Origin of the sequence: Geobacillus sp. DSP4a, assembly GCF_013096875.1 — a bacterium.
Taxonomy (GTDB): domain Bacteria; phylum Bacillota; class Bacilli; order Bacillales; family Anoxybacillaceae; genus Geobacillus; species Geobacillus thermophilus.
This window is the reverse complement of the sequence record NZ_SDLD01000032.1, coordinates 1-20,437: the sequence shown is the minus strand read 5'-3', so window position 1 is coordinate 20,437 and position 20,437 is coordinate 1. Positions and strand designations below refer to the sequence as shown.

The following is a 20,437-nucleotide window of genomic DNA, read 5'->3' as shown; positions in this document are numbered from 1 at the left end:
TTATCCAAACTCCTTAAATTCAAAATCGTCCCTGATTCGTGAGAAAGGTTTGACAGTTATCATACCATGTTATGCGGTGATTTGCAATGATGGGCATGGGCAGCGCGCAAAAATGTTTCCACCTCAGCAAACAGAACGTGCCGATCGATACTATGACAAACATGATGGAACGAATTGGGCAAAAGCAACAGCTTTTTTTCCGCCGATCCAATCTGCTCATATAAATAATAGGCGCTTTTTAGCGGCACGATCCCATCTTTTTCTCCTTGCACAATGAGCGCGGGTGCCGCGACGCGCGGAAGTCGGGGACGCACATCGCGGACGAGTTTGCGAAACTCCCTGACAGCTGAAAACGGCGTCGCCATCATTTTGTTTCGATAGCGGAGAAACAGTGGGTGCTCCCGCGCTCCTTTCCATCCATTGGCAAACATCTCGCGGATGTCGCGCCATAATTGGCGCGGGTTGACATAGTAAAACGCAGCGCTTAGCAGCACGAGTTTGGCGACCGGGTATTTTTCCGCCAAGTAGACGGCGATCACTCCACCCATTGAAAACCCAATGACATACACCACACTGCAACGGTGATGGAGCGCTAAAAACGCTTGTTCCGCCGCTGCGATCCATTGGTCGTATGTAATTCCTTTCAACCGCAGTTCGCTTCCGTGGCCCGGCAAGGTCGGCGTTTCGATCATCCAATCGGTCCGCTCTCGCAAATAATCGGCCAGCGGCGCCACTTCTTCTGGACTTCCCGTAAACCCGTGAATACATAAACAGCCGATCATCATTTCCACCCCCGCCCGAATGAAAAGCGGCGCCTGTGACGCCGCTTTTAGTTTTTCGCGGTTGGCCTGATTTTACACCCAATAGCGGAGCAGTTCTTCCAATCTCATGCCGCGCGATGCTTTCAATAAAACAATGTCATCCGAAGTCGCGACGGAACGCACGGCCTCGGCCAACGCTGCTTTATCGTCGAACTCCCTCACCCGTCCATCATCAAAAAATGGGGCGGCCGCCGCGGCGATATGGTGCGAAAGCGGCCCGTAAGTGAACACATAGTCCACCATTCCCGGCCGCAGCACCTCCCCGATCTCTCGATGAAACGCCACTTCTTCGTCACCAAGCTCCAACATATCGCCCAATACGGCGATTTTTTGCCGGTAGCCGCCTAATTCCCCAAGCAGCGTCAAGGCGGCGCGCATCGATGTCGGGCTAGCATTGTAGGCGTCATTAATGACGGTAAAGCCATATTTCGTCTTGACGACTTCCGTACGCATGCGCGTCACTTGCAGGCGGGAGAGAGACGCATCAATGCCTTCCCAATCGATGCCGAAAAAGCGGGCGACCGCAATGGCGGCGAGCGCGTTGTATACGTGATGTTTTCCCAACACCGGCATAAAGAGCGTCCGACCCGGAAGCACGTTAATGGCAAATGACGTCCCCCCCGCTTCAATGCGCACATCGGTCGGGTAGTAGTCGTTTTCCGCTCCCGCTCCAAATGTCACGACGTGGCGGGGAAGAGATAAATGCGGGACCCGCTCGGCCAACAGCGGTTCGTCGCCATGGTAGACGAACAAGCCATCGCGGTGCACCCCTTCCAAAATTTCCAATTTGGCTTTGGCGATGCCTTCCCGTGAACCAAGCTCTTGCAAATGTGATTCCCCGATGTTGGTAATGACGGCCGCATCCGGTTTGGCAATCAACGTGAGCCGCTCGATTTCGCCGAATCCGCTCATCCCCATTTCGACAACGGCAATCTCTGTGTCTTCCTCGAGCGAAAGCAGCGTCAACGGCACGCCGATATGATTGTTAAGGTTGCCTTCTGTTTTTTGCACACGGTAGTTGGCCGCCAACAACGCAGCAATCATATCTTTTGTCGTCGTTTTGCCGTTGCTGCCGGTCACGCCAACCACTTTCAGCCCAAGCTGTTGGCGGTAACGGGCGGCAAGCCGCTGCAGCGCCGAAAGGGTATCGTCAACGATAATCGCCGGAACGCCTTCTGGCGGCGTCCCTTCCGCTTCCGCCCACAGCACTGCTGCCGCTCCTTTTTGCACCGCCTCGTTCACAAAGGCATGGCCGTTAAACTTCGCGCCAATAAGCGGAACGTACAAGTTGCCGGCTTGGATCGCTCTCGTGTCTGTCGATACGCCGCTGACGGCAATCGTCTCCCATTCCGGCTTCACGCACCGACCGCCTGACATCTCCGCAATTTGCCGCACCGTCCGTTTCATCATCCGCTTTCACCCTCTTTATTTTTCAAATGTGTACGTGATCGTCTGCTTTTCTTGATGCCGTTCCAACGCCAGCGCAATGAGGCGCTCGATCAGTTCCGGATACGGCACGCCGCTGTGCTGCCAAAGAAGCGGGAACATGCTGTATGGCGTAAAGCCTGGCATCGTGTTCACTTCGTTGATATAAACAGCGCCATCTTCGGCGAGGAAAAAATCGACGCGCGCAAGTCCAGACAAATCCAGCGCCTGAAACGCCGTAATGGCCATTTGTTTGATCGTCTCATACTGTTCTTTCGTTACGTCCGCTGGGATGATCAATTCGGTTTGCCCGTCTTCGTATTTCGCTTCATAGTCGTAAAATTCCTTTTTTGGCACAATTTCTCCGACGACCGAACAAATCGGTTCATCATTGCCGATGACGCCGATCTCGATCTCCCGGCCGACGATCGCTTCTTCAATGATGATTTTCCGGTCATACTTAAACGCTTCGGCAAACGCCTTGTGCAAATCGCCGCGCTGCTTGCATTTGGAAATGCCGACGCTCGAACCGGCGTTGGCTGGCTTGACAAAGCACGGGTAGCCAAGCTCTCGTTCGATCCGGTCGTAAACGGCTTCCCCGCTTTTTTGCCAGTCATATTTGGTCACCGCCACATATTTCGCCTGGCGCAGCCCGGCTTGGGCAAACAAGTTTTTCATAATCACTTTATCCATGCCGACGGCCGAGGCAAGCACACCGTTGCCTACGTACGGGAGGTTTAACATTTCGAGCAGTCCTTGCACAGTTCCGTCTTCGCCGTTCGGCCCATGCAAAAGCGGGAAGATGACGTCAATCGTTTCCTCGCTGTCCGCAGACGACGATTCCGACGCCGGCACCTGGTTTAAAGATACCGGGATCATGGCCGTCGCTGTCGACGTGAACTGCAGCTGTTTCACTTCTTTGACCGGTCCGGTCAATCGCTTTCCTTTAATCCACTGCCCTTGTGGAGTAATGTAAATCGGAATCACATCAAATTTATGGGGATCGATGGCGTTCATCACTGCCATCGCCGTTGACAACGATACTTGATGCTCCGGCGACTTCCCGCCATACAACACTCCGACTCTCGTTTTCATCTTCGTTCCTCCTCTTTCCTTGGCCATCGTTCCTATTGTAACACGTTTCGCGCCCAACGGTCTGATATTTTATATGTACGATGCAGCTTGTTTCGCTACTCTTGGTGCATCCGCCTAGCACAAAAAAATGCCATCTAACGTCCGTTAGATGGCCCACGCTACGGGTGAAGCACACGCTGGGCGCGACGCCTCGGCATCGCCGCCACCATTTCGGCGAGCGCTTCCTGCCCCGTTTTCTCCACCCCGGCGAAATAGTCGGACACACGGCGGAAAAACCGGTTTTTCTCAACATCATCATTGAGCAGGCGCAACATGGCCCGCTCGCCGCGGTCTGGTTCAGCTAAATGGTAAATCAAGCCGTTCCGCTGCAAATATTGCAAATTGATGCGCTCCTGACCCGGCAGACAATCGATCGTAAACATCGGAATGCGTTTATGAAGCAGCTCGCTCACCGTCACTCCACCCGGCTTTGTCACCACCGCGTCCACCTCATCATACAGCCGGTTCATTTCTTCCGGGTCGGCAATGTACGGGAGCGGACGGATGTGCGGGAGATTCCAGCTGGAAATTTCGTCGTATAACTGGCGGTTGGCGCCGCATAGCACGGAATAGCGAAACAGCGTCGATGCCCGGGCCGCCCGCAAAAAGGCCATCATATTGCCAAGCCCTTGGCTTCCGCCGGCGACAAGTATATGGGCCGGCCACCTCTTTCGCCGCGTTTCCGTCGTGTTCCGAAACGCATCATGAACCGGAATGCCTGTGACCACGATGCGCCCTTCGTCAATCCCGTATTTTGTGACCAGCTCCCATTTCGCCTCTGGATGGGGGACGAAGTGATAATCGATAAACCGTTTCCCCCAGACGCTGTTCATGAAAAAATCGGTATAGACGTTCACCACAGGAACAAACAACGCCTGTTTCCGCTTAAGCTGCTGCAAAATGCGAGACGGAAACGAGTGGGTGCAAACGATCAAATCCGGCCGTTCCTGCTCGAGCATTTTTTTCATTTTGCTTTCGAAATATGGCAGCCATGGCTCAAATGAAACAAACTCGAACCGCGGCGGCTCTTGATACATAAACGTTTTGTACACGCGATGATAGGAAGCGGGATGTGAACGAATCCAGCGCAAATACGCTTCTGACACCATTTTTTCCATCAGTTCATTGCAATAGCTCAAAAAATCGATTTTTTTGCTTTCGACCGCCGGAAACTGGCGCCGCAAAAAATCGATCAACGTATCCGCGACTTTATGGTGTCCCGTGTTCATTTGAAACAACGGCAAGAACAACACTTTCATCATCGATCGCACCCTTTAGCTTTCGAAAGATTTTTTGCGCCTCCGCTGTCCGATCCACGCCGCAAGCAAAAACAGCAAAAACAACGCCAATCCGACAAGCGGGAAAGAAACGAGGGGAATATGGACATGCCGGCCGAGCAGCAGCCCAACGAACATCAGCGGGGCGACCCATCCAGCCGTTCCAAGCGCTGCAAGCAGCAAAAACGGCCGAAACGGAAACCGGCTTACCCCCGCCATATACGGGCAGATTTGCCGGACGCCTGGCGCATAACAGCCGAACAAAATGCCCCATTTCCCATAACGGCGGAACCAAAGCTGAGCCCGCCCCCACCGCTCGTCCGTAATTCCCACGTATTTGCCGTACTTTTTCATAAACGGCGCCCCCCACCATCGTCCGGCGCCATACGCCGCCACCATGCCGGTCATCGCTCCTCCCCAGCATGACGCGAGCGACGGCCAAAGCAGCAGCTGCTCCTTGGCGACGATCAAACCGACGAAAAAAAGCAAGCTTTCCTCCGGCGCTGGGATGCCGACAATGCCGCAAAATAAAAACAAAAACAGCGTCACATATCCGTACGACTGAACGTACGGCAACCATACACCTGTTTCCATGGCTCCCCCATCACATCGACGAGATTCGTTTGTTAGTTTGCGCGTTTCTCATTTCTGTAATCGTCACCCAGCGCATCTTTCTCGCTGCTTCATCTTTCAGCAGCAGCTCAAGCGCTGACAACATTTGCTCCGGCGCATGCCGGTCGGCCCCCAACGCATCGCCGTTGTCATGAAGAACAATCACAGCTCCGCCGCGCAACGCTCCTTTTAACCGGCGGAACAACTCCATTGCCCCCAGTTTGGCGTTCCAGTCGCCAACAATATGCGTCCATAACACGGTCGTATACCGTTTTTGTACGATCGGTGCCCATGCGTTAAAATGCCCCCACGGAGGGCGGTAATAAATCGGTCGTTGGCCCGTCGCCCGCTCAATCGCCGCAGCGGCGCGGCGCACCCCCCAATCGAGCCAAAACGGCGGCACAAGCCAGTTGCTTATATGGCGATAGTTGTGAATGCCGACTTCATGGCCTTCCTCCACCATGCGCCGCACAATGTCCGGATAACGTTCCGCTTTGCGGCCGACGACGAAAAACGTCGCCTTGACACCGTGTTTCTTTAATAAATCCAACAGTTTTGGCGTATAATACGGGTCAGGACCGTCATCAAACGTCAAAGCAAGGCAATCGGGCGCTGTTCCTTCCCGAAACAACAGTACCCGCTTTTTGCGAATGACGATCGTCGGCACAACCCCGTAAACGATGATTCCAGCGATCAGACAACCGAAAAGCCATGCCAACATCGTCCTCACCTCGCAATATTTTTTCCTTTAAAAAATCACAACGTGCGAACAGACTACTAAATTTATAAATAATATATAATACAGACTACTAAATTTATATATAATTTCGATGAAAAATCAAAAGAAAAACAATGAAATTTTCATGTGACGCCCAAGCGTTCCCTTTTTCTATACGAAACGTCCAGCCGATCGGTTTCCTCCATAAATGACGTTGCATCTGCTATAATACATAATCGGTATGAAACTCTAGCCGCAAAGAGCAATTCATCGGCATATCCGTTCCGCCGGACGGCCGGAACGGGACGGCCGCATTGTACGTTATTCATCTTGCAAAAAGACAGGTGATCTGCATTGCGAAAGAAAATCGTCTTAACCGGCGGCGGCACGGCTGGCCATGTGATGGTCAACGTCGCCTTGATTCCGAAACTAAAAGCACAAGGCTGGGACATCATCTACATCGGCTCTCACGAGGGAATTGAACGGGAGATCATCGGCCGCATCGACGGCGTACCGTACTATTCGGTTTCGACCGGAAAACTGCGACGCTATTTTGACTGGAAAAACTTTAAAGATCCGTTCAACGTGCTAAAAGGCGTTTGGCAGGCGTACCGCCTTATCCAAAAAGAAAGGCCGGACGTCGTGTTCTCCAAAGGCGGATTCGTCTCCGTTCCCGTCATTCTTGGCGCCTGGCTGAACGGTGTACCGTCGGTGATTCATGAATCCGACTTGACGCCCGGTCTTGCAAACAAAATCGCCATGCCCTTTGCGACGAAAATTTGCCTCACCTTTCCGGAAACGAAGCAACACGTCAGCGCCGATAAAGCGGTCTACATCGGCGCCGTCGTCCGCGAGGAACTGAAGCACGGCAGCGTTGCCCAAGGGCGGAGGATGTGCCAGTTCGACGGCAAAAAACCGGTGCTGCTGGCGATGGGCGGCAGCTTAGGCTCGAAAAGAATCAACGACGCCTTGCGCGCCAACTTATCAACGCTGCTTGCCGAATTTGACATCATCCACATTTGCGGCAAAGGAAACATCGACCCAAGCCTCGCAGACCAAAAAGGATACAAACAGTTCGAATACGTCAACGAAGAGCTGCCACACTTGTTGGCTTTGGCCGACATCGTCGTCTCTCGCGCGGGCGCAAACGCCATTTTCGAACTGCTCGCCTTGCGCAAGCCGATGCTGCTCATCCCGCTCTCGAAAGCGGCAAGCCGCGGCGACCAAATTCTCAACGCCCGCTCGTTTAAAAACGCGGGCTATGCGGAAGTGCTGATGGAAGAAGACTTGACAAACGAATCGTTCTATGCCGCCATTCGCCGCCTATATGAAAACAAAGAGCGCTACCGGAAAAACATGGAGAAAGCCGGCGGAAGCGATCCGCTGCAAACATTGCTTTCCATCATTCAAGACACCGCCCGCCGGTGAAAGCAGGCGATGCCTGACGCGGCCAACCACGGCCGTTTTTTCGGCATCGCCTTGTTTTGCATAGGCATGGAAATAAGCAACTCGACTAAACGGCTTATCCGTATTATAATCCATAGTACAGATAAGCAACAACTATTTTTTTACTTTTCTTAACATTTTTTAGAAGACGGACTGGCGAAAAACAACGAATTCATGCGGTTTGGGGAGCTCGCCCAAAAGCAAATGATGATGTTTCAAGACTTTTCTATTTGAAAAACCTTGTTGAAGCACAACATTTCCCCTTAAATCCTTGGTCTTCTACAATCCATCATCTTTTGTTCCCCTAAGCGGAATGCATGCCAGCCAACAGAGTAAAAGAAGATAACAAACAACCGCCCGGCGGAACACCTCCGCCAAGCGGCGCGACTAAAAGTATAACAAAGAAATAACAACGGCTAGCACGATCCGATATACCGCAAACGGCACGAGGCGGATGCGGTTGATGAGCTGCAGGAGGAAACGGATCGCCAGCAAGGCAAAGACGAAGGCGCTCAAAAAACCGGCGATGAAAAACGGGATGTCGGCAGCCGTGACGTATTGCCAGTTTTTCAACAGCGACAGCCCGCTCGCCCCGGCCATGATCGGAACAGCCATAATGAACGTGAAATCGGCGGCGGCGCGATGGCTCATGCCGACGAGCACCCCGCCGGCAATCGTCGAACCGGAGCGGGAAAAACCGGGCCATAACGATAAGCATTGCACCAATCCGACGAGAAACGCCTGTTTGTACGTAATTTCGTCGACCGTCTGCGCCCGCGCAGCTCTTTTCGCGAATTTGTCGGCGGCGATCATGAGCAGCGCGCCGAGCACAAGGCCGATGAGCACCGTTTTCGTAGAAAACAAATGTTCGTCGATGTAGTCTTCAAACAAGACGCCGAGCACCCCGGCTGGAAGCAGGCCGACGATGACGTGAAGAAGCGTCAGCCGCGGATGTCCGCCCGGATGGCGGCCGCGGAAACCAAGCAAATCGAGAAATCGGTCTTTAAACACCACAACAGCGGCCAAAATCGAGCCGAGCTGGATAACGACTTTAAACGTATTCGCCGCGTACTTGCCTAAAAACTCGGTCGATTTCAACCAAAGATCGTCCACAATGATCATATGCCCGGTCGAAGACACAGGGGCAAACTCGGTCAGCCCCTCGACCATCCCTAAAATAACCGCCTTCAACAGCTCGATCCAGTGCATTCGTTCCATCCTTTCTGCGCGGGGTCGTCCTTTTTATATACATATGGGCCGGGCGGGCGAAATAACACCCTGCTTCGGCCGTGCCTGCTCTATTGTACTACAAATCATTCGTTTCTACTACCCGCACGTTTTTGGATGGGTGTGATGCCGGGAAGAGCGTCAGTCATCAGTCAGCGGGCGGAAATGGGCCTGCCCCCAGCTCTCCGCGCCGTTCTAGGTAGTGGTACAAAGCGCCGAGCAAGTTCGCATCGTTTTTGAATTGGCACGTCTCCACCACTGGCTGGACTTTGGCAATGGGAACGAGCGACAATAACACCGAAAGCCGCTTGTTGATTTCGTCGACGAAATCGGGGCGGCTGCTAATGGCCCCGCCCAAAATGATTTTTTCCGGGTCATATGCGTACTGCAAGTTAAAAATCCCTTGGGCCAATGAAAAATAAAACCGGTCAATGGCCTTTTGCGCGGCTTCATCGCCGCTCTCGGCCAGCGCAAATACTTTTTCTCCGTCCAACTCCCTCTCCGGCATCCCCTTTTCCTCAGCCGCCATCCGGATCAACGCGCTTGTCGCCGCCAGTTCGCTCCATGTTTTGCATTCGATCCTTCCGTTCTCATAGCGGACATCCATCAACATATAGCCAAATTCCCCGCCGTGCAAATGCGCCCCTTTATGGATGCGTCCGTCTTTCACGATCGCCCCGCCAATGCCGGTGCCGACGATGACAAAGGCGATGTCGCGGCAGCCCCGGCCCGCTCCCTTCCATAATTCGCCAAGCGCCGCGCAATTCGCGTCATTTTCCATCTCTACCGGCAGGCCTGTCGCCCCGCCGAATACGTCTTTAAAGTTTGGGCCGTGAATGCACGGCAAGGCGCTGCTTCCGCCGATGATGCCGATGTCGCTGTCGACGCTGCCTGCCGAACTGATCGCGATGCCAGAAAGTTCGTAACTCGCCTGCGCGTGGCGGACGACGCGAAGCAAGTCGTCGCGAAACCGTTGAAAGTCATGACGCTCCGAACGGTAGCGCCCCTTTTCCAAAAAATCACCGCGCTCGTTCATGATGGCATGTTTGACATATGTGCCGCCAATATCAAAAACGATATAGTAACGCACCGATGACGCCTCCTTCGTTTACGATCTTTCCTCTCTTCTAGCTCCATTAGGCTTAGCTGTTTCTCCGCTTTTATGTATTCGCCGTCGGTCCATCCGCTCCTCCCCGCTGCAAGGAAAGAGGCCGCCCCGTTAGGCGGGGCGGCTCGTTTCCATCATCGTTCATATCCCATTGACAACGCCTTTTGCGCATTGCGGACATCATGATAAAGAAGCTGGGCGAGGTCGTACGCCGGATAGTAACCACGTTCATACATATAGTTGAACGCTTTTTCGTGCGTGTCAATGGCTTTAAGCAGATGTTTGACAAACGTTTTGCGCAGCACCGGCGTCGCCGCCTCGGTAATGGCAGCAGCATAATTACGCACTGCCGTTTTTGAAAAGCCAAGCAAATCGCCAGCGTGCAAGGCCCGGTCGCCATCATCATGGTCGCGGCTTTCTTCCATCATCGGTGCCGCCGGAATGAAGGCAAGCAGCTCGCGCAAATTCGTTTCCAGCCCTTGAATCGTCTCAAGGTACAATCCTTTTAATTCAGGACAGTCGATTTTGCCGACCGCCTTTTTCATTTTTATGAGACCGTTTGCTTGAAAAGCGATCAGTTCATGCAACTCCAACGTTTCATGCCAAGCCAAATGGCGATGGCCGTGCATCTGTCCATGCATATGGATCACGTTCTCCCCTTGTTTTTCATTGGTTGATTTCCATTTACTGTATATGCCTGCCAAAAGGAAATGGTCACTATTGTCCAAGCTTCCCGCACCAATCGAGTAGGAGGGGGCGGCTAACCCCCGTCCCCTCACACCACCTAGCATGCGGGTCCGCACTAGGCGGTTCGTCAACCTTGACGGAGTTCGAAATATCGTTGCGTCAAACTCTTGAGCCCCTGAGTGGTCCAGTAGGTCTTGCCTAGGGCCTGGTGGAGTTGCGGCGTTTTCGTTGTTCTCCAAGCTCCTTTTCGGGTATTGGCGATCTCCATCACCGCTGTTTCCTTCAACCCCAGCGCCCTTAACTCACGGATTCTGGTTCTGACCCGTTTCCATTGAAGCCATTGACAGAGTCGAAGCCTCCTCCGAATCCATCCTTCGATGGTCTGAAGGACAGACGGGGTTTCGACGAGCCGAAAATACCCGATCCATCCCATGACGTATTGATTGACGCGATGAATTCGTTCTGGCATCGATATGCTCCAGTTTGGGTTGGTCAGCTGTCGGATCCGCTGTTTCAGACGTTGAATCGACCTTGGGGCGAGCCGGATTCGCGCTTTTCGTTCCGGTGTGAAGCTAAACCCCAGAAAGGCCCGTTTCCACGGGCGGTCCACCGCACTTTTCTCCTCGTTTACTTTGAGTTTGAGCGTTTTCTCCAAGAACCGTTGGATGCTTTGTTTCACCCGTTGTCCTGCCCGCAGACTTTTCACATAGATGTTGCAGTCATCTGCGTAACGGCAGAATTTCAATCCTCGCTTCTCCAATTCCTTGTCTAAATCGTCGAGAAGGATGTTCGCCAGCAGGGGGCTGAGGGGGCCGCCTTGCGGCGTCCCCTCCTCGGTCTGCACCTTCACCCCTTCGATCATAACGCCGGCTTGCAGGTAGGCACGGATCAGTTTCAGCACACGTTTATCCTTGACTTTTCGGGCTACCCGGCTCATCAGGATGTCATGATTGACACGGTCAAAGAACTTTTCTAGATCTATGTCAACCACGTACCGATACCCTTCCTGGATGTAGCCTTGCGCTTGCCGCACGGCATCGTGGGCGTTGCGGCCCGGACGGAATCCGAAGCTGGAAGGGGAGAAGTCTGGATCGAAAATGGGTGTGAGTTCTTGAAGAATGGCTTGTTGGATCAGCCGGTCCACCACGGTGGGAATGCCTAGCTGCCGTGTGCCGCCGCCCGGTTTCGGGATTTCGACCCTGCGGACAGGCGCCGGCCGGTAAGTTCCCGCCAAGAGTTGGGCGCGGATTGTGCTCCAGTGAGCGCGGATGTAATCACGGAGTTGATCGGTTGATACTCCGTCGATTCCCGGTGCTCCTTGGTTCGCTTCGACCCGTTTGAGCGCCGTGATGAGGTTGTCTCTCGCTAAGATGCGTTCCAACAAAGCCATCGTGATCTTCTCCTTCCGCGGGATGAGATTCAGGTCTTGCCGGGTTGCGCTCAGCCCTCGACCTGAGGCCCTCTGGGCTTCACCCTTGCTTCCTCAGATGAGTTCCGAAAGGAATTCTGCTTCGACACGCAACATCTCGAAAGAGTCTGATTCATCCCTGAGTTGACGTTCGGCCCTTCCTGTTTCAGGCGTCCCTTACTCCAGTACTATGGCCTCTGCTGACTCCTGTACGTTCAGCAGAGCCTTTCGACTCTGGTTGCCATCGTCAGAAGGCGTTCCGTACAGGCCTCCCCGGATAAGGATGGACACTTTCCACTCATGCACCTGCCCAATCTACCTCCACAGCCCTTGGCGGCTTAGGACTTCGTCTTGTTGTGCAGACTCGTCCGACTGTGACGGCCTCCCATTGGGTTCGTGTACCTCAGGTCGAGTGTTTGCTTCCAGCTTCCTTCAGATTCCACCTCGCGGTGGACACCCTTGCTTTCAGCTAACGGTAGGCGCTCGCCAGCCCCCGTTCGGGACTTTCACCCTATAGCGTCGCACCCATGCCGGGCGTACGCAAAAAAAGGCGTCTCGCCTCAGGCGAAACGCCTTCCTCCATCCTGTTTACAGCCAATCCCCGCCATCAAATCCATCGCCGCCGTCAAACCAGTCATCGACATCCAGACCGTCAGCCACATCATCAACGGCATCGTCGAGCAACTCCTCCGCTACCATTCCCGCCAACATGCCAGCCGCAAACCCACCAATGGCACCAGCCCACCCGTGTCCGCCATGATGCGAATGATGGACGGGTGGATAATGGCCTACTGGATGGCTATAGATTGGCGAATGTGGCGTTGCCAACGGATGCCCGCTCAGCTGGCCGAACGCCCCAGCCGCCTGCACCGCCTCTTCAATGGCTTCTCGAAGCAGACGGGCTGCCGCCGCCGAATCGCGAAGCTGTTCGTGAGTAATCAACAGTTCCCGTTTCATTTCGCGTTCCCCGCCAAAGCCGTGGCGGACGTCGATCTCCAGATACAAACGCACCCCTTCTTCCTCGACAAGGGCAAAAAACTCGACTTCTTGGACGATCCCTTGAAATTCGCTCGTCGGGAAGAACGCAAATTCCTGGCCATGCGGCGTAATGCTTCCGGATGTCGCTTTCTCCCGGAATCCCAGGGCGGCCAAAGCGGAAAACACTTGCTCCAAGGCCGTCGGCGGCAAAATGTGAATGGCGTCTTGGTCATATGCATCCGCCCCATCGGCAATATCGAGCCGGGTGACGAACGTATAACGGACCGTTGGGCGGCTGATCGGCAAATGGAGCGGCAGTGCGTACGAAAACGGGAGCACTTTCCGCTCACCGGGCTGAATCGTAAACGAGGAAGCGACCGGGATCACCGCTGCGGTTTTGCGATATGCCTTTCCTTCCGCGTGCACCTCCAATTGCAATACGACATCTAGGTTCCGAATGTGTTGGGCGACCGAACCACCTTCCAGCAAAAATTCCCCTTCCAACGTTTCACCAAGGCGCACATGCGGTCGATGCAGCACGAGATCCACTTTTGCAGCGCCAATGCCGAGTTTCGATAAAAACTTTTTCCACATCGGGTCTCTCTCCTTTTTTCATCCTAAATTTCACACTTGAATTACGAACAAGCCGCCAAAATGGTGTCACCGAAATAATTTGATCAACCCCAAGACAATCAACACAACCCCAGGCAGCATGGTCGCCTTTTTCATGATTCCCGTTTTCGACACCATATACCCCAACGATAAGCCGACTCGGATGAACATGAGAGTAAACACGCCAACCAACAGGGCAAACGAAAGCGGCGGGAAATGCAAAAGCGACGAACTGATCCCGGCGCCAAATGAATCCATCGACAAAGCGATCCCGATCAACAACGCTTCTTTTTGGCTGATCGTGCCTGAACGATCAAGATCGCCAAATTCGGGGCGTTTCAATACTTGAACAGTGCCGCTGAAACGGTTAGCCCCCCCTGCTTCATCAGGCTCCATCGAAAACTCGCTCCCGTCTCCCTTTGGTTTATAGACGTTATAAATCGCCCAACCGCCAAGCGCCATGAGAATGACCGAAGCAAGCCCTCGCTCGACTTGCAATGGCAAAACAAGCGCCAACAGGCGGCCGATGTTCATGGACGCAAACACCATCATTCCAGACATGCATGCAATAAGCGCCAACGAAAAGCAGGAAAAACGGACACCACTCATTCCATACGTCATGCCTACGCTCAAACTGTCCATGCTCACGCTGAAAGCGAGCAAAATCATGGACACCCATAACCACATAGGAATCCCCCCTGCCGTACGATATGCAATTCCGTACAGAGAGGGGACTTTCTTGCCATTCGACACGCATCGATTTCCGGGGAAATGTTTCCCCTTTTCTCGACATTATTCCCGCAAATGATACGGAAGCGTCGCAATGACCACATCTTTTTTCATGATCAAGAAAAAGCGCAAGATGATGGCGGTTTGGTTATGCAAAAATGTATGCCACCATTTTTTCACGATAAATTGCGGCAAGAGCACTGTCACCGGCGCGCGGTCTGCTTCTTTTTCCGCTTTCGTGATGTATTCTAATAATGGCGACAAAATGGTTCGGTACGGTGAATAGATGACTTCCAACGGAATGTCCGGATAAAACTTCTCCCACTTTTGCCGCAGCTTTTGTTCGTCTTTTTCGTCGAAAATAATCGACAGTGCCGTAATGTCGTCGGAAATGCTGCGAGCGTACTGAACGGATTGGGCGACCACTTTGCTGACGCCGGAAATGGGAATAATGACTTTTGGTTTCAACAGTTTCTCGCGCTGTTGCCACTCCCGTTCGTCAAGCCGCAATTGCTCGCCAAGTTTTTTGTAATGCTCGTGAATTCGGATGAACATCCAGACGAACAGCGGAATCGCCACGATGACGATCCAGGCCCCTTGCGTAAATTTAGCGATCATCGTGACGAGCGTGACGATCCCGGTGACCACCGCTCCCGTTCCGACGGTGAGCAGCACGCCGAATTTCCGTCCTTCTTCCCGATTCCATAATTTTTTAATCAATCCACTCTGACCGATCGTAAAGGAAAGAAAGACGCCAACCGCATAAAGCGGGATGAGCGAATGGGTTTTGGCATGAAACGCGATGATCAATGCGATCGCCAGCACGCTCAACAATATAATGCCATTGGAAAACACAAGGCGATCGCCCCGGGCCGCCAAGCTTCTCGGCAAAAAACCGTCCTTCGCCATAATCGACGTCAACTGCGGAAACCCGGCAAAACTCGTATTCGCCGCGAGCACTAAAATGACCATCGTCGCCAGCTGAAACAAGTAAAACAAAAGACCATTCCCAAACACATGGCGTCCGATTTGCGAAATGACCGTTTGATGCTCGGTCGGAGTAACGCCGAATCCCGCCGCCAACACGGTGATGCCTAAAAACATCACGCCAAGCAATGTGGACATCCATCCCATCGTAATGGCGGCGTTTTTTGAACTGTCTGGCCGGAACGCCGGCACGCCGTTGCTGATTGCTTCGACCCCAGTCATCGCCGAACATCCCGATGAAAAGGCGCGCAGCAAAATAAACAAACTGTAACCGGACGCAAACATGTGAGCTGTGGAAGCATGCTCATGCATCGTAAACCCATGCCATCCTTCCTGCCACAACTGCCACCCGCCGACAGCGATCATCACAAGAACGAAGCCAATGAACACATACGTCGGGTAGGCGAAAACCGTTGCGGATTCGGTAATGCCGCGTAAATTGAGCACCATTAAAAGCAAGACAAGAGCGACAGCGAGCTCCACTTTCCACGGCAGCAGCCCCGGAAACGCCGATGTCAGCGCGGCGACGCCGGAGCTGATGCTGACGGCGACAGTTAAAATATAATCGATCATCAGCGCCGCCCCGGCCACTAAACTAATTTTCGTCCCCAAATGGTCGCGGGCGACGACATACGCCCCGCCGCCGGACGGAAACGCGTAAATGATTTGCCGATACGACAAGGTCACTAACAAAAGCAATACTAAAATCGCCACCGCGATCGGCAGCGAATAGAAAAAGACGCTTGTCCCTAATAAAGCAAGCACAAGCAAAATTTCTTCCGTCGCGTAAGCCACCGATGACAGCGCATCGGAAGAAAAAACGGCCAACGCTTTCCATTTCGGCAATTTTTCATGTTTGAGCCGTTTTGTCTCCATCGGTTTCCCAATCAACAAACGTTTTAACGAAGCCATGCTTCCGTTCCTCCCAAAGCATATTCGAGTTGATTCAAAAAGAAAAAACCGCTGAGGACGCGCTCAACGGCTACGTTTGGTTCAAAACCATACTCGTCCCTCCCCAAAGCGCTTGCGAGGTTAGCTGTCGGGTTCGGGCTTGGAGAGATGCCCGTCCTTTCGGATTCACCCCTAGCAACGAGCGTTGCAACAAGTGGGTCCCCCGCTCCATGACGGATTCAGCGCTAAATATTCAGTTGTTTCTGCTTCCATATATTACTCCTCCCCCTTTTCTCCGTAAACAGTGAAAAAGCGGAAAAAACAACGATTTTCTCTGCCTTTGAGCCGCTTTTTCGCATAAACCGTCCTTATCTTTATGCTTTCTTTCTTTTTCCTGTCTTGCCTCTATCCAATCATAATTTTCCCTTTCGGATAGCGGAACGGATCAGGCTGACGGCGCAGCGTGACCGCGTACGCGATCGTCAGCGGACCGACGCGGCCGGCAAACATCGTCAAGATAATGACCGCCTTTCCGAGCGGAGACAACTCTGGAGTCAGTCCCATCGACAGTCCGACGGTCCCAAACGCCGACGTCGCTTCGAATAAAATCATGAGAAAGTCTTTTCCGCTCTCGGTGATCGTCAACACCATCGTGACAAACATGACGATAAACAGCCCGCTCATTGTCACGGTCAGCGACTTGTACACCGTATCGTACACGATCCGTTTCCGGAATAAAATGACATCCTCTTTTCCGCGAATTTGCGACCATACCGCACCGAGCAATGTCGCAAATGTCGTCGTTTTGATCCCTCCGCCTGTTGAACCGGGGGAAGCGCCGACAAACATGAGGAAAATGATCAAAAACAGCGTCGGCTGCGTCAAATCCGGGATGTTAAGCGTATTCGAGCCCGCCGTTCTCGGAGTGACCGCCTGGTAAAACGCGGACAGAAACTTGCCTGAGAGCGACAGCGGCCCCATCGTCTTCGGATTGTTCCACTCCAGCAGCAATATCAGCGCCATGCTGGCTACTAGCAGCCATGCCGTCGTAATGGCGACGACCTTCGTATGAAGGGAAAGGCGGCGCGTCTGCCTATACTCGTACACTTCATTCATGACAATAAAGCCGATTCCGCCTAAAATAATCAAAATCGGCACAACAAGGCTGACGACCGGATCGTCCACATAGCCGGTCAAGCTGCGGAACTCACCCATTAAATCAAACCCGGCGTTGTTAAAATTCGAAATCGCATGGAAAAAGCCAAAGTAAATCGCCCGGCCGAGCGGCATGTCAAAGGCAAAGCGGATTGAGAGCAACACCCCGCCGATCCCTTCAATCACAACAGTAAAAAGGAAAATGCGTTTGACGAGCCGAACGATGCCCTCGATCGTCAAATTATTGAGCGCCTCTTGGAGGATGAGCCGTTCTTTCAACGAAATGCGTTTGCCAAACAAAAAGGCAAACAGCGTCGCAAACGTCATAAATCCGAGCCCACCGACTTGAATGAGCGCCAAAATGACGAGCTGGCCAAACAGGGTAAACGTCGTCCCGGTGTCGACGACAACAAGTCCAGTTACGCACGTCGCGGAAGTCGCTGTAAACAGCGCGTCTAAAAACGGCAACCCCTTTCCATCCACGGTCGCAACAGGAAGCATCAACAGCAGCGCTCCAATCAAAATAATGAGCGCAAATCCGGACACGAGAATTTTCGGCGGATCAAAAAATTTGCCTTTTGGATTCATTGGCATGGCTTACCTCTTTCCCTTCATCCAGTTCTTCCTTATAGTTTGTGGATGATGCATAGAAAAAATATACCAAAAACAAGCCGATTCCGGTACAGCCAATAATTTTTATCATAATGTCCTCGTTGTCTAATAAAATGGGTAAAGGGCATGGCCACGCGCATCGGGACGTTTTCAGAAGGGCAGTTGAAACCTTTTCGATTTCCATTCGTCTATATGAGTGGCAGTCCATCGCCATACAGGGAAACGAGGTGGCAAGGAAGGAGGCGCCCGTCAATCCTTAAAAAACATTCCATTGACTTTTGGCAAAAGACGTATTATGCTACTTGACATGGAGACGTTCCGATGTAAAATGATGTCAGGACAAAATGCTGACTGCTATGCGCGGAAGCTGTTCATAGAAGAATAGAAATAGAAATGGATCTTTCGAGAATACGAGGCAAAGGAGGAGAAGAGAACGTGAAAACGATTGGAAAGAAATTGTTGACAAAATGCCGTTCTCTCCCTAACCAATATATTGGTTTTTTTATTTTGGCGGTGCTCTTGTTTTGGCTGAAGACGTATGTCGCCTATCTAGCGGAATTTAACCTTGGCATCAGCAACTCCATGCAGGAGTTTTTGCTGTTGATCAATCCGATCAGCTCGGCGGTGTTTTTCTTTGGCTTAGCCCTATTGGGCAGAGAAACACGGGTATATAGGCGGCTCGTTACTATTAATTTCATTTTGTCGTTCATTTTATACGCCAATATCGTCTATTATCGCTTTTTCAGCGATTTTATTACATTGCCGACGTTGACGCAAACGAAAAACTTTGGCGATCTCGGCGGCAGCATTTTGGAATTGCTCAGATGGTATGACCCGCTTTATTTCTTGGACACGATCATTTTGGCAGTGATCGTGTTCTCGAAACGGTTCCCGCTTCCGCCGGTGCGGGCCGGTCGCGTCAAAAAAGGCGTTATTTTTGCTTCGGCCATTTTAATGTTCAGCGTCAACTTGGCGCTCGCGGAAGCCGACCGCCCGCAGCTGTTGACTAGAACGTTTGACCGCAACTATATCGTCAAATATTTAGGGGTATACAACTACTTGATCTATGACACGATCCAAAGCATGAAATCGTCGACACAACGGGCGTTCGCGAACAAAAGCGACATCACAACCGTATTGAACCATGTGCAGGCGACATATGCCGAGCCGAATCCGAAGTATTTCGGCGTCGCCAAAGGAATGAACGTCATCTATATTCACTTGGAGTCATTCCAAAACTTTTTAATCAACTACAAACTGAATGGCCAGGAAGTGACGCCGTTTTTAAACTCGCTCACCCGCGATCCGAACACATTCTATTTCGATAACTTCTTCCATCAAACGGGTCAAGGGAAAACATCGGACGCAGAGTTTATGCTCGAAAACTCGCTCTATGGCCTGCCGCAAGGGGCCGTCTTCACGACGAAAGGGCAAAATACGTACCATGCGGCTCCTGCCATTTTGCGCCAATACGGTTACACAAGCGCGGTTTTCCACGGCAACTACAAATCGTTTTGGAACCGCGATGAAATTTACAAATCGTTTGGGTTCGATCATTTCTTTGACGCCAGCTACTATGATATGAACGACGAGGACGTCTTGAACTACGGGTTGAAAGACAAACCGTTCTTCCGGGAGTCGATCCCGCTGTTGGAAACGTTGAAAGAGCCGTTCTATGTGAAATTTATTACACTGTCGAACCACTTCCCGTACCCGATCAGCGAGGAAGATGCCACAATCCCGCCGGCAACGACGGGAGACGGAACGGTCGACCGTTACTTCCAAACGGCCCGCTACTTGGATGAGGCCATCAAAGAGTTCTTTGATTACTTGAAAAAATCCGGTCTGTACGACCGCTCGGTCATTATTTTGTACGGCGACCATTATGGCATTTCGGAAAATCACAACAAGGCCATGTCGCAAATTTTAGGCAAGGAAATCACGCCGTATGAACACGCCCAGTTACAACGAGTGCCGCTGTTCATCCATGTCCCAGGCATAAAAGGCGGCGTCATTCATGAATTCGGCGGCCAAATCGACTTGTTGCCGACTTTGCTGCATTTGCTTGGCATCGACACGAAAAATTACGTCCACTTCGGAACGGACTTGTTGTCGCCGGACCATCAAGAAATCATCCCGTTCCGCAACGGTGACTTCGTAACGCCAACCGTGACAGCGGTCAACGGCAAGTACTATGATACGAAAACGGGCGAGCCGCTTGAAGAAACGCCGGAGATTCAACGTCTCGAACAAATCGTCCGCACGAAGCTCGACCTGTCGGATAAGGTTGTTTACGGCGATTTGCTCCGGTTCTATACCCCAAAAGGCTTCAAACCGGTCGATCCGTCGAAATACGATTACAACAAACGCGAAAATGAAGAGGGAAGCGCACAATAAGCGCTTCCCTCTTTTTTTCTAGAAGGCCGGTGAAAAACGGTGACTTTCGCTTAATCAGTGTTTGGGGACGCGAGAGAAGGCCTGGTTATGAACCTCCCCCACTTACGCCTGTAGGCGTTGAAGTGGGGGTTTCTTGCCTTTTTCTTTCCGGGTGTTTCACGATACACCGGGTTTCCCGTGTATCTCGTGACCAAGCACGGAAACACAACAGAA

General features: G+C 52.3%; 16 protein-coding genes and 1 riboswitch. Of the genes, 2 read left to right on the top strand and 14 right to left on the bottom strand.

Translation table 11 applies throughout. The features are described from left to right. Window positions 1-59: 59 nt before the first annotated feature. From ETC02_RS11835 to ETC02_RS11810, 6 genes are all read right to left on the bottom strand, one after another. Window positions 60-782 (bottom strand): alpha/beta hydrolase, encoded by a 723-nt coding sequence (locus tag ETC02_RS11835; RefSeq protein WP_011229735.1) that lies wholly within the window; start codon window positions 780-782, stop codon window positions 60-62. A gap of 72 nt (window positions 783-854) precedes the next feature. Further along, a complete protein-coding gene (locus ETC02_RS11830) occupies window positions 855-2,231 on the bottom strand; it encodes a UDP-N-acetylmuramoyl-tripeptide--D-alanyl-D-alanine ligase (protein ID WP_171698286.1) in 1,377 nt (458 codons plus the stop codon). A 15-nt stretch (window positions 2,232-2,246) separates the two neighbouring features. After that, complete coding sequence (locus ETC02_RS11825) at window positions 2,247-3,341, bottom strand: D-alanine--D-alanine ligase (RefSeq protein WP_050368096.1); 1,095 nt, start codon at window positions 3,339-3,341, stop codon at window positions 2,247-2,249. Between the two features lie 158 nt (window positions 3,342-3,499). Then, complete coding sequence (locus tag ETC02_RS11820) at window positions 3,500-4,642, bottom strand: MGDG synthase family glycosyltransferase (protein WP_050368095.1); 1,143 nt, start codon at window positions 4,640-4,642, stop codon at window positions 3,500-3,502. A gap of 12 nt (window positions 4,643-4,654) precedes the next feature. Continuing rightward, entirely contained in the window at window positions 4,655-5,251 is a 597-nt protein-coding gene (locus tag ETC02_RS11815; RefSeq protein WP_033010293.1) for a DedA family protein, read from the bottom strand. Window positions 5,252-5,261: 10 nt separating this feature from the next. Continuing rightward, window positions 5,262-5,990 carry a polysaccharide deacetylase family protein gene (locus ETC02_RS11810; RefSeq protein ID WP_050368093.1) on the bottom strand — a complete coding sequence of 243 codons (729 nt, stop codon included), beginning with the start codon at window positions 5,988-5,990 and terminating at the stop codon, window positions 5,262-5,264. A gap of 351 nt (window positions 5,991-6,341) precedes the next feature. Between ETC02_RS11810 and ETC02_RS11805 the strand changes: the two genes are divergently transcribed. Further along, entirely contained in the window at window positions 6,342-7,415 is a 1,074-nt protein-coding gene (locus ETC02_RS11805; protein WP_033016518.1) for an undecaprenyldiphospho-muramoylpentapeptide beta-N-acetylglucosaminyltransferase, read from the top strand. A gap of 405 nt (window positions 7,416-7,820) precedes the next feature. Here ETC02_RS11805 and ETC02_RS11800 read toward each other — a convergent pair whose 3' ends face one another. The 8 genes from ETC02_RS11800 to ETC02_RS11765 all read right to left on the bottom strand — a co-directional run bounded on the left by ETC02_RS11800 (window position 7,821) and on the right by ETC02_RS11765 (window position 17,803). Next, window positions 7,821-8,642, bottom strand: coding sequence for an undecaprenyl-diphosphate phosphatase (locus ETC02_RS11800; protein ID WP_033010289.1), 822 nt, complete (start codon window positions 8,640-8,642; stop codon window positions 7,821-7,823). A 166-nt stretch (window positions 8,643-8,808) separates the two neighbouring features. Further along, window positions 8,809-9,750: an ROK family protein gene (locus ETC02_RS11795; RefSeq protein WP_050368092.1), complete on the bottom strand. Its 942-nt coding sequence runs from the start codon at window positions 9,748-9,750 to the stop codon at window positions 8,809-8,811. A gap of 152 nt (window positions 9,751-9,902) precedes the next feature. Next, complete coding sequence (locus tag ETC02_RS11790; protein ID WP_094240014.1) at window positions 9,903-10,409, bottom strand: spore coat protein; 507 nt, start codon at window positions 10,407-10,409, stop codon at window positions 9,903-9,905. A gap of 173 nt (window positions 10,410-10,582) precedes the next feature. Continuing rightward, window positions 10,583-11,845, bottom strand: a complete 1,263-nt coding sequence (gene ltrA, locus ETC02_RS11785) for a group II intron reverse transcriptase/maturase (RefSeq protein ID WP_050368091.1) — start codon at window positions 11,843-11,845, stop codon at window positions 10,583-10,585. 606 nt (window positions 11,846-12,451) lie between these two features. Then, the gene (locus tag ETC02_RS11780; RefSeq protein WP_050368090.1) at window positions 12,452-13,435 is read right to left on the bottom strand and encodes a sporulation protein; all 984 of its coding nucleotides are present in this window, start codon (window positions 13,433-13,435) and stop codon (window positions 12,452-12,454) included. Between the two features lie 66 nt (window positions 13,436-13,501). Continuing rightward, a complete protein-coding gene (gene ytaF / locus ETC02_RS11775) occupies window positions 13,502-14,140 on the bottom strand; it encodes a sporulation membrane protein YtaF (protein ID WP_063211469.1) in 639 nt (212 codons plus the stop codon). 105 nt (window positions 14,141-14,245) lie between these two features. Then, window positions 14,246-16,081: an APC family permease gene (locus tag ETC02_RS11770; RefSeq protein ID WP_050368089.1), complete on the bottom strand. Its 1,836-nt coding sequence runs from the start codon at window positions 16,079-16,081 to the stop codon at window positions 14,246-14,248. 94 nt (window positions 16,082-16,175) lie between these two features. Then, window positions 16,176-16,315, bottom strand: a riboswitch (cyclic di-AMP (ydaO/yuaA leader). A gap of 150 nt (window positions 16,316-16,465) precedes the next feature. Then, window positions 16,466-17,803: a TrkH family potassium uptake protein gene (locus ETC02_RS11765; RefSeq protein WP_063211471.1), complete on the bottom strand. Its 1,338-nt coding sequence runs from the start codon at window positions 17,801-17,803 to the stop codon at window positions 16,466-16,468. Window positions 17,804-18,262: 459 nt separating this feature from the next. Here ETC02_RS11765 and ltaS point away from each other — a divergent pair, with 459 nt between their 5' ends. Beyond that, on the top strand, window positions 18,263-20,224 hold the full coding sequence (gene ltaS, locus ETC02_RS11760; protein WP_050368088.1) for a lipoteichoic acid synthase: 1,962 nt from the start codon (window positions 18,263-18,265) through the stop codon (window positions 20,222-20,224). Window positions 20,225-20,437: the final 213 nt, after the last annotated feature.

Excerpts from the sequence above, each read along its gene's own strand:
- ETC02_RS11835 (WP_011229735.1), bottom strand. The coding sequence starts at position 782 with ATGATCGGCTGTTTATGTATTCACGGGTTTACGGGAAGTCCAGAAGAA.
- ETC02_RS11830 (WP_171698286.1), bottom strand. The coding sequence starts at position 2,231 with ATGATGAAACGGACGGTGCGGCAAATTGCGGAGATGTCAGGCGGTCGG.
- ETC02_RS11825 (WP_050368096.1), bottom strand. The coding sequence starts at position 3,341 with ATGAAAACGAGAGTCGGAGTGTTGTATGGCGGGAAGTCGCCGGAGCAT.
- ETC02_RS11820 (WP_050368095.1), bottom strand. The coding sequence starts at position 4,642 with ATGATGAAAGTGTTGTTCTTGCCGTTGTTTCAAATGAACACGGGACAC.
- ETC02_RS11815 (WP_033010293.1), bottom strand. The coding sequence starts at position 5,251 with ATGGAAACAGGTGTATGGTTGCCGTACGTTCAGTCGTACGGATATGTG.
- ETC02_RS11810 (WP_050368093.1), bottom strand. The coding sequence starts at position 5,990 with ATGTTGGCATGGCTTTTCGGTTGTCTGATCGCTGGAATCATCGTTTAC.
- ETC02_RS11800 (WP_033010289.1), bottom strand. The coding sequence starts at position 8,642 with ATGCACTGGATCGAGCTGTTGAAGGCGGTTATTTTAGGGATGGTCGAG.
- ETC02_RS11790 (WP_094240014.1), bottom strand. The coding sequence starts at position 10,409 with ATGCATGGACAGATGCACGGCCATCGCCATTTGGCTTGGCATGAAACG.
- ltrA (WP_050368091.1), bottom strand. The coding sequence starts at position 11,845 with ATGGCTTTGTTGGAACGCATCTTAGCGAGAGACAACCTCATCACGGCG.
- ETC02_RS11780 (WP_050368090.1), bottom strand. The coding sequence starts at position 13,435 with ATGTGGAAAAAGTTTTTATCGAAACTCGGCATTGGCGCTGCAAAAGTG.
- ytaF (WP_063211469.1), bottom strand. The coding sequence starts at position 14,140 with ATGTGGTTATGGGTGTCCATGATTTTGCTCGCTTTCAGCGTGAGCATG.
- ETC02_RS11770 (WP_050368089.1), bottom strand. The coding sequence starts at position 16,081 with ATGGCTTCGTTAAAACGTTTGTTGATTGGGAAACCGATGGAGACAAAA.
- ETC02_RS11765 (WP_063211471.1), bottom strand. The coding sequence starts at position 17,803 with ATGAATCCAAAAGGCAAATTTTTTGATCCGCCGAAAATTCTCGTGTCC.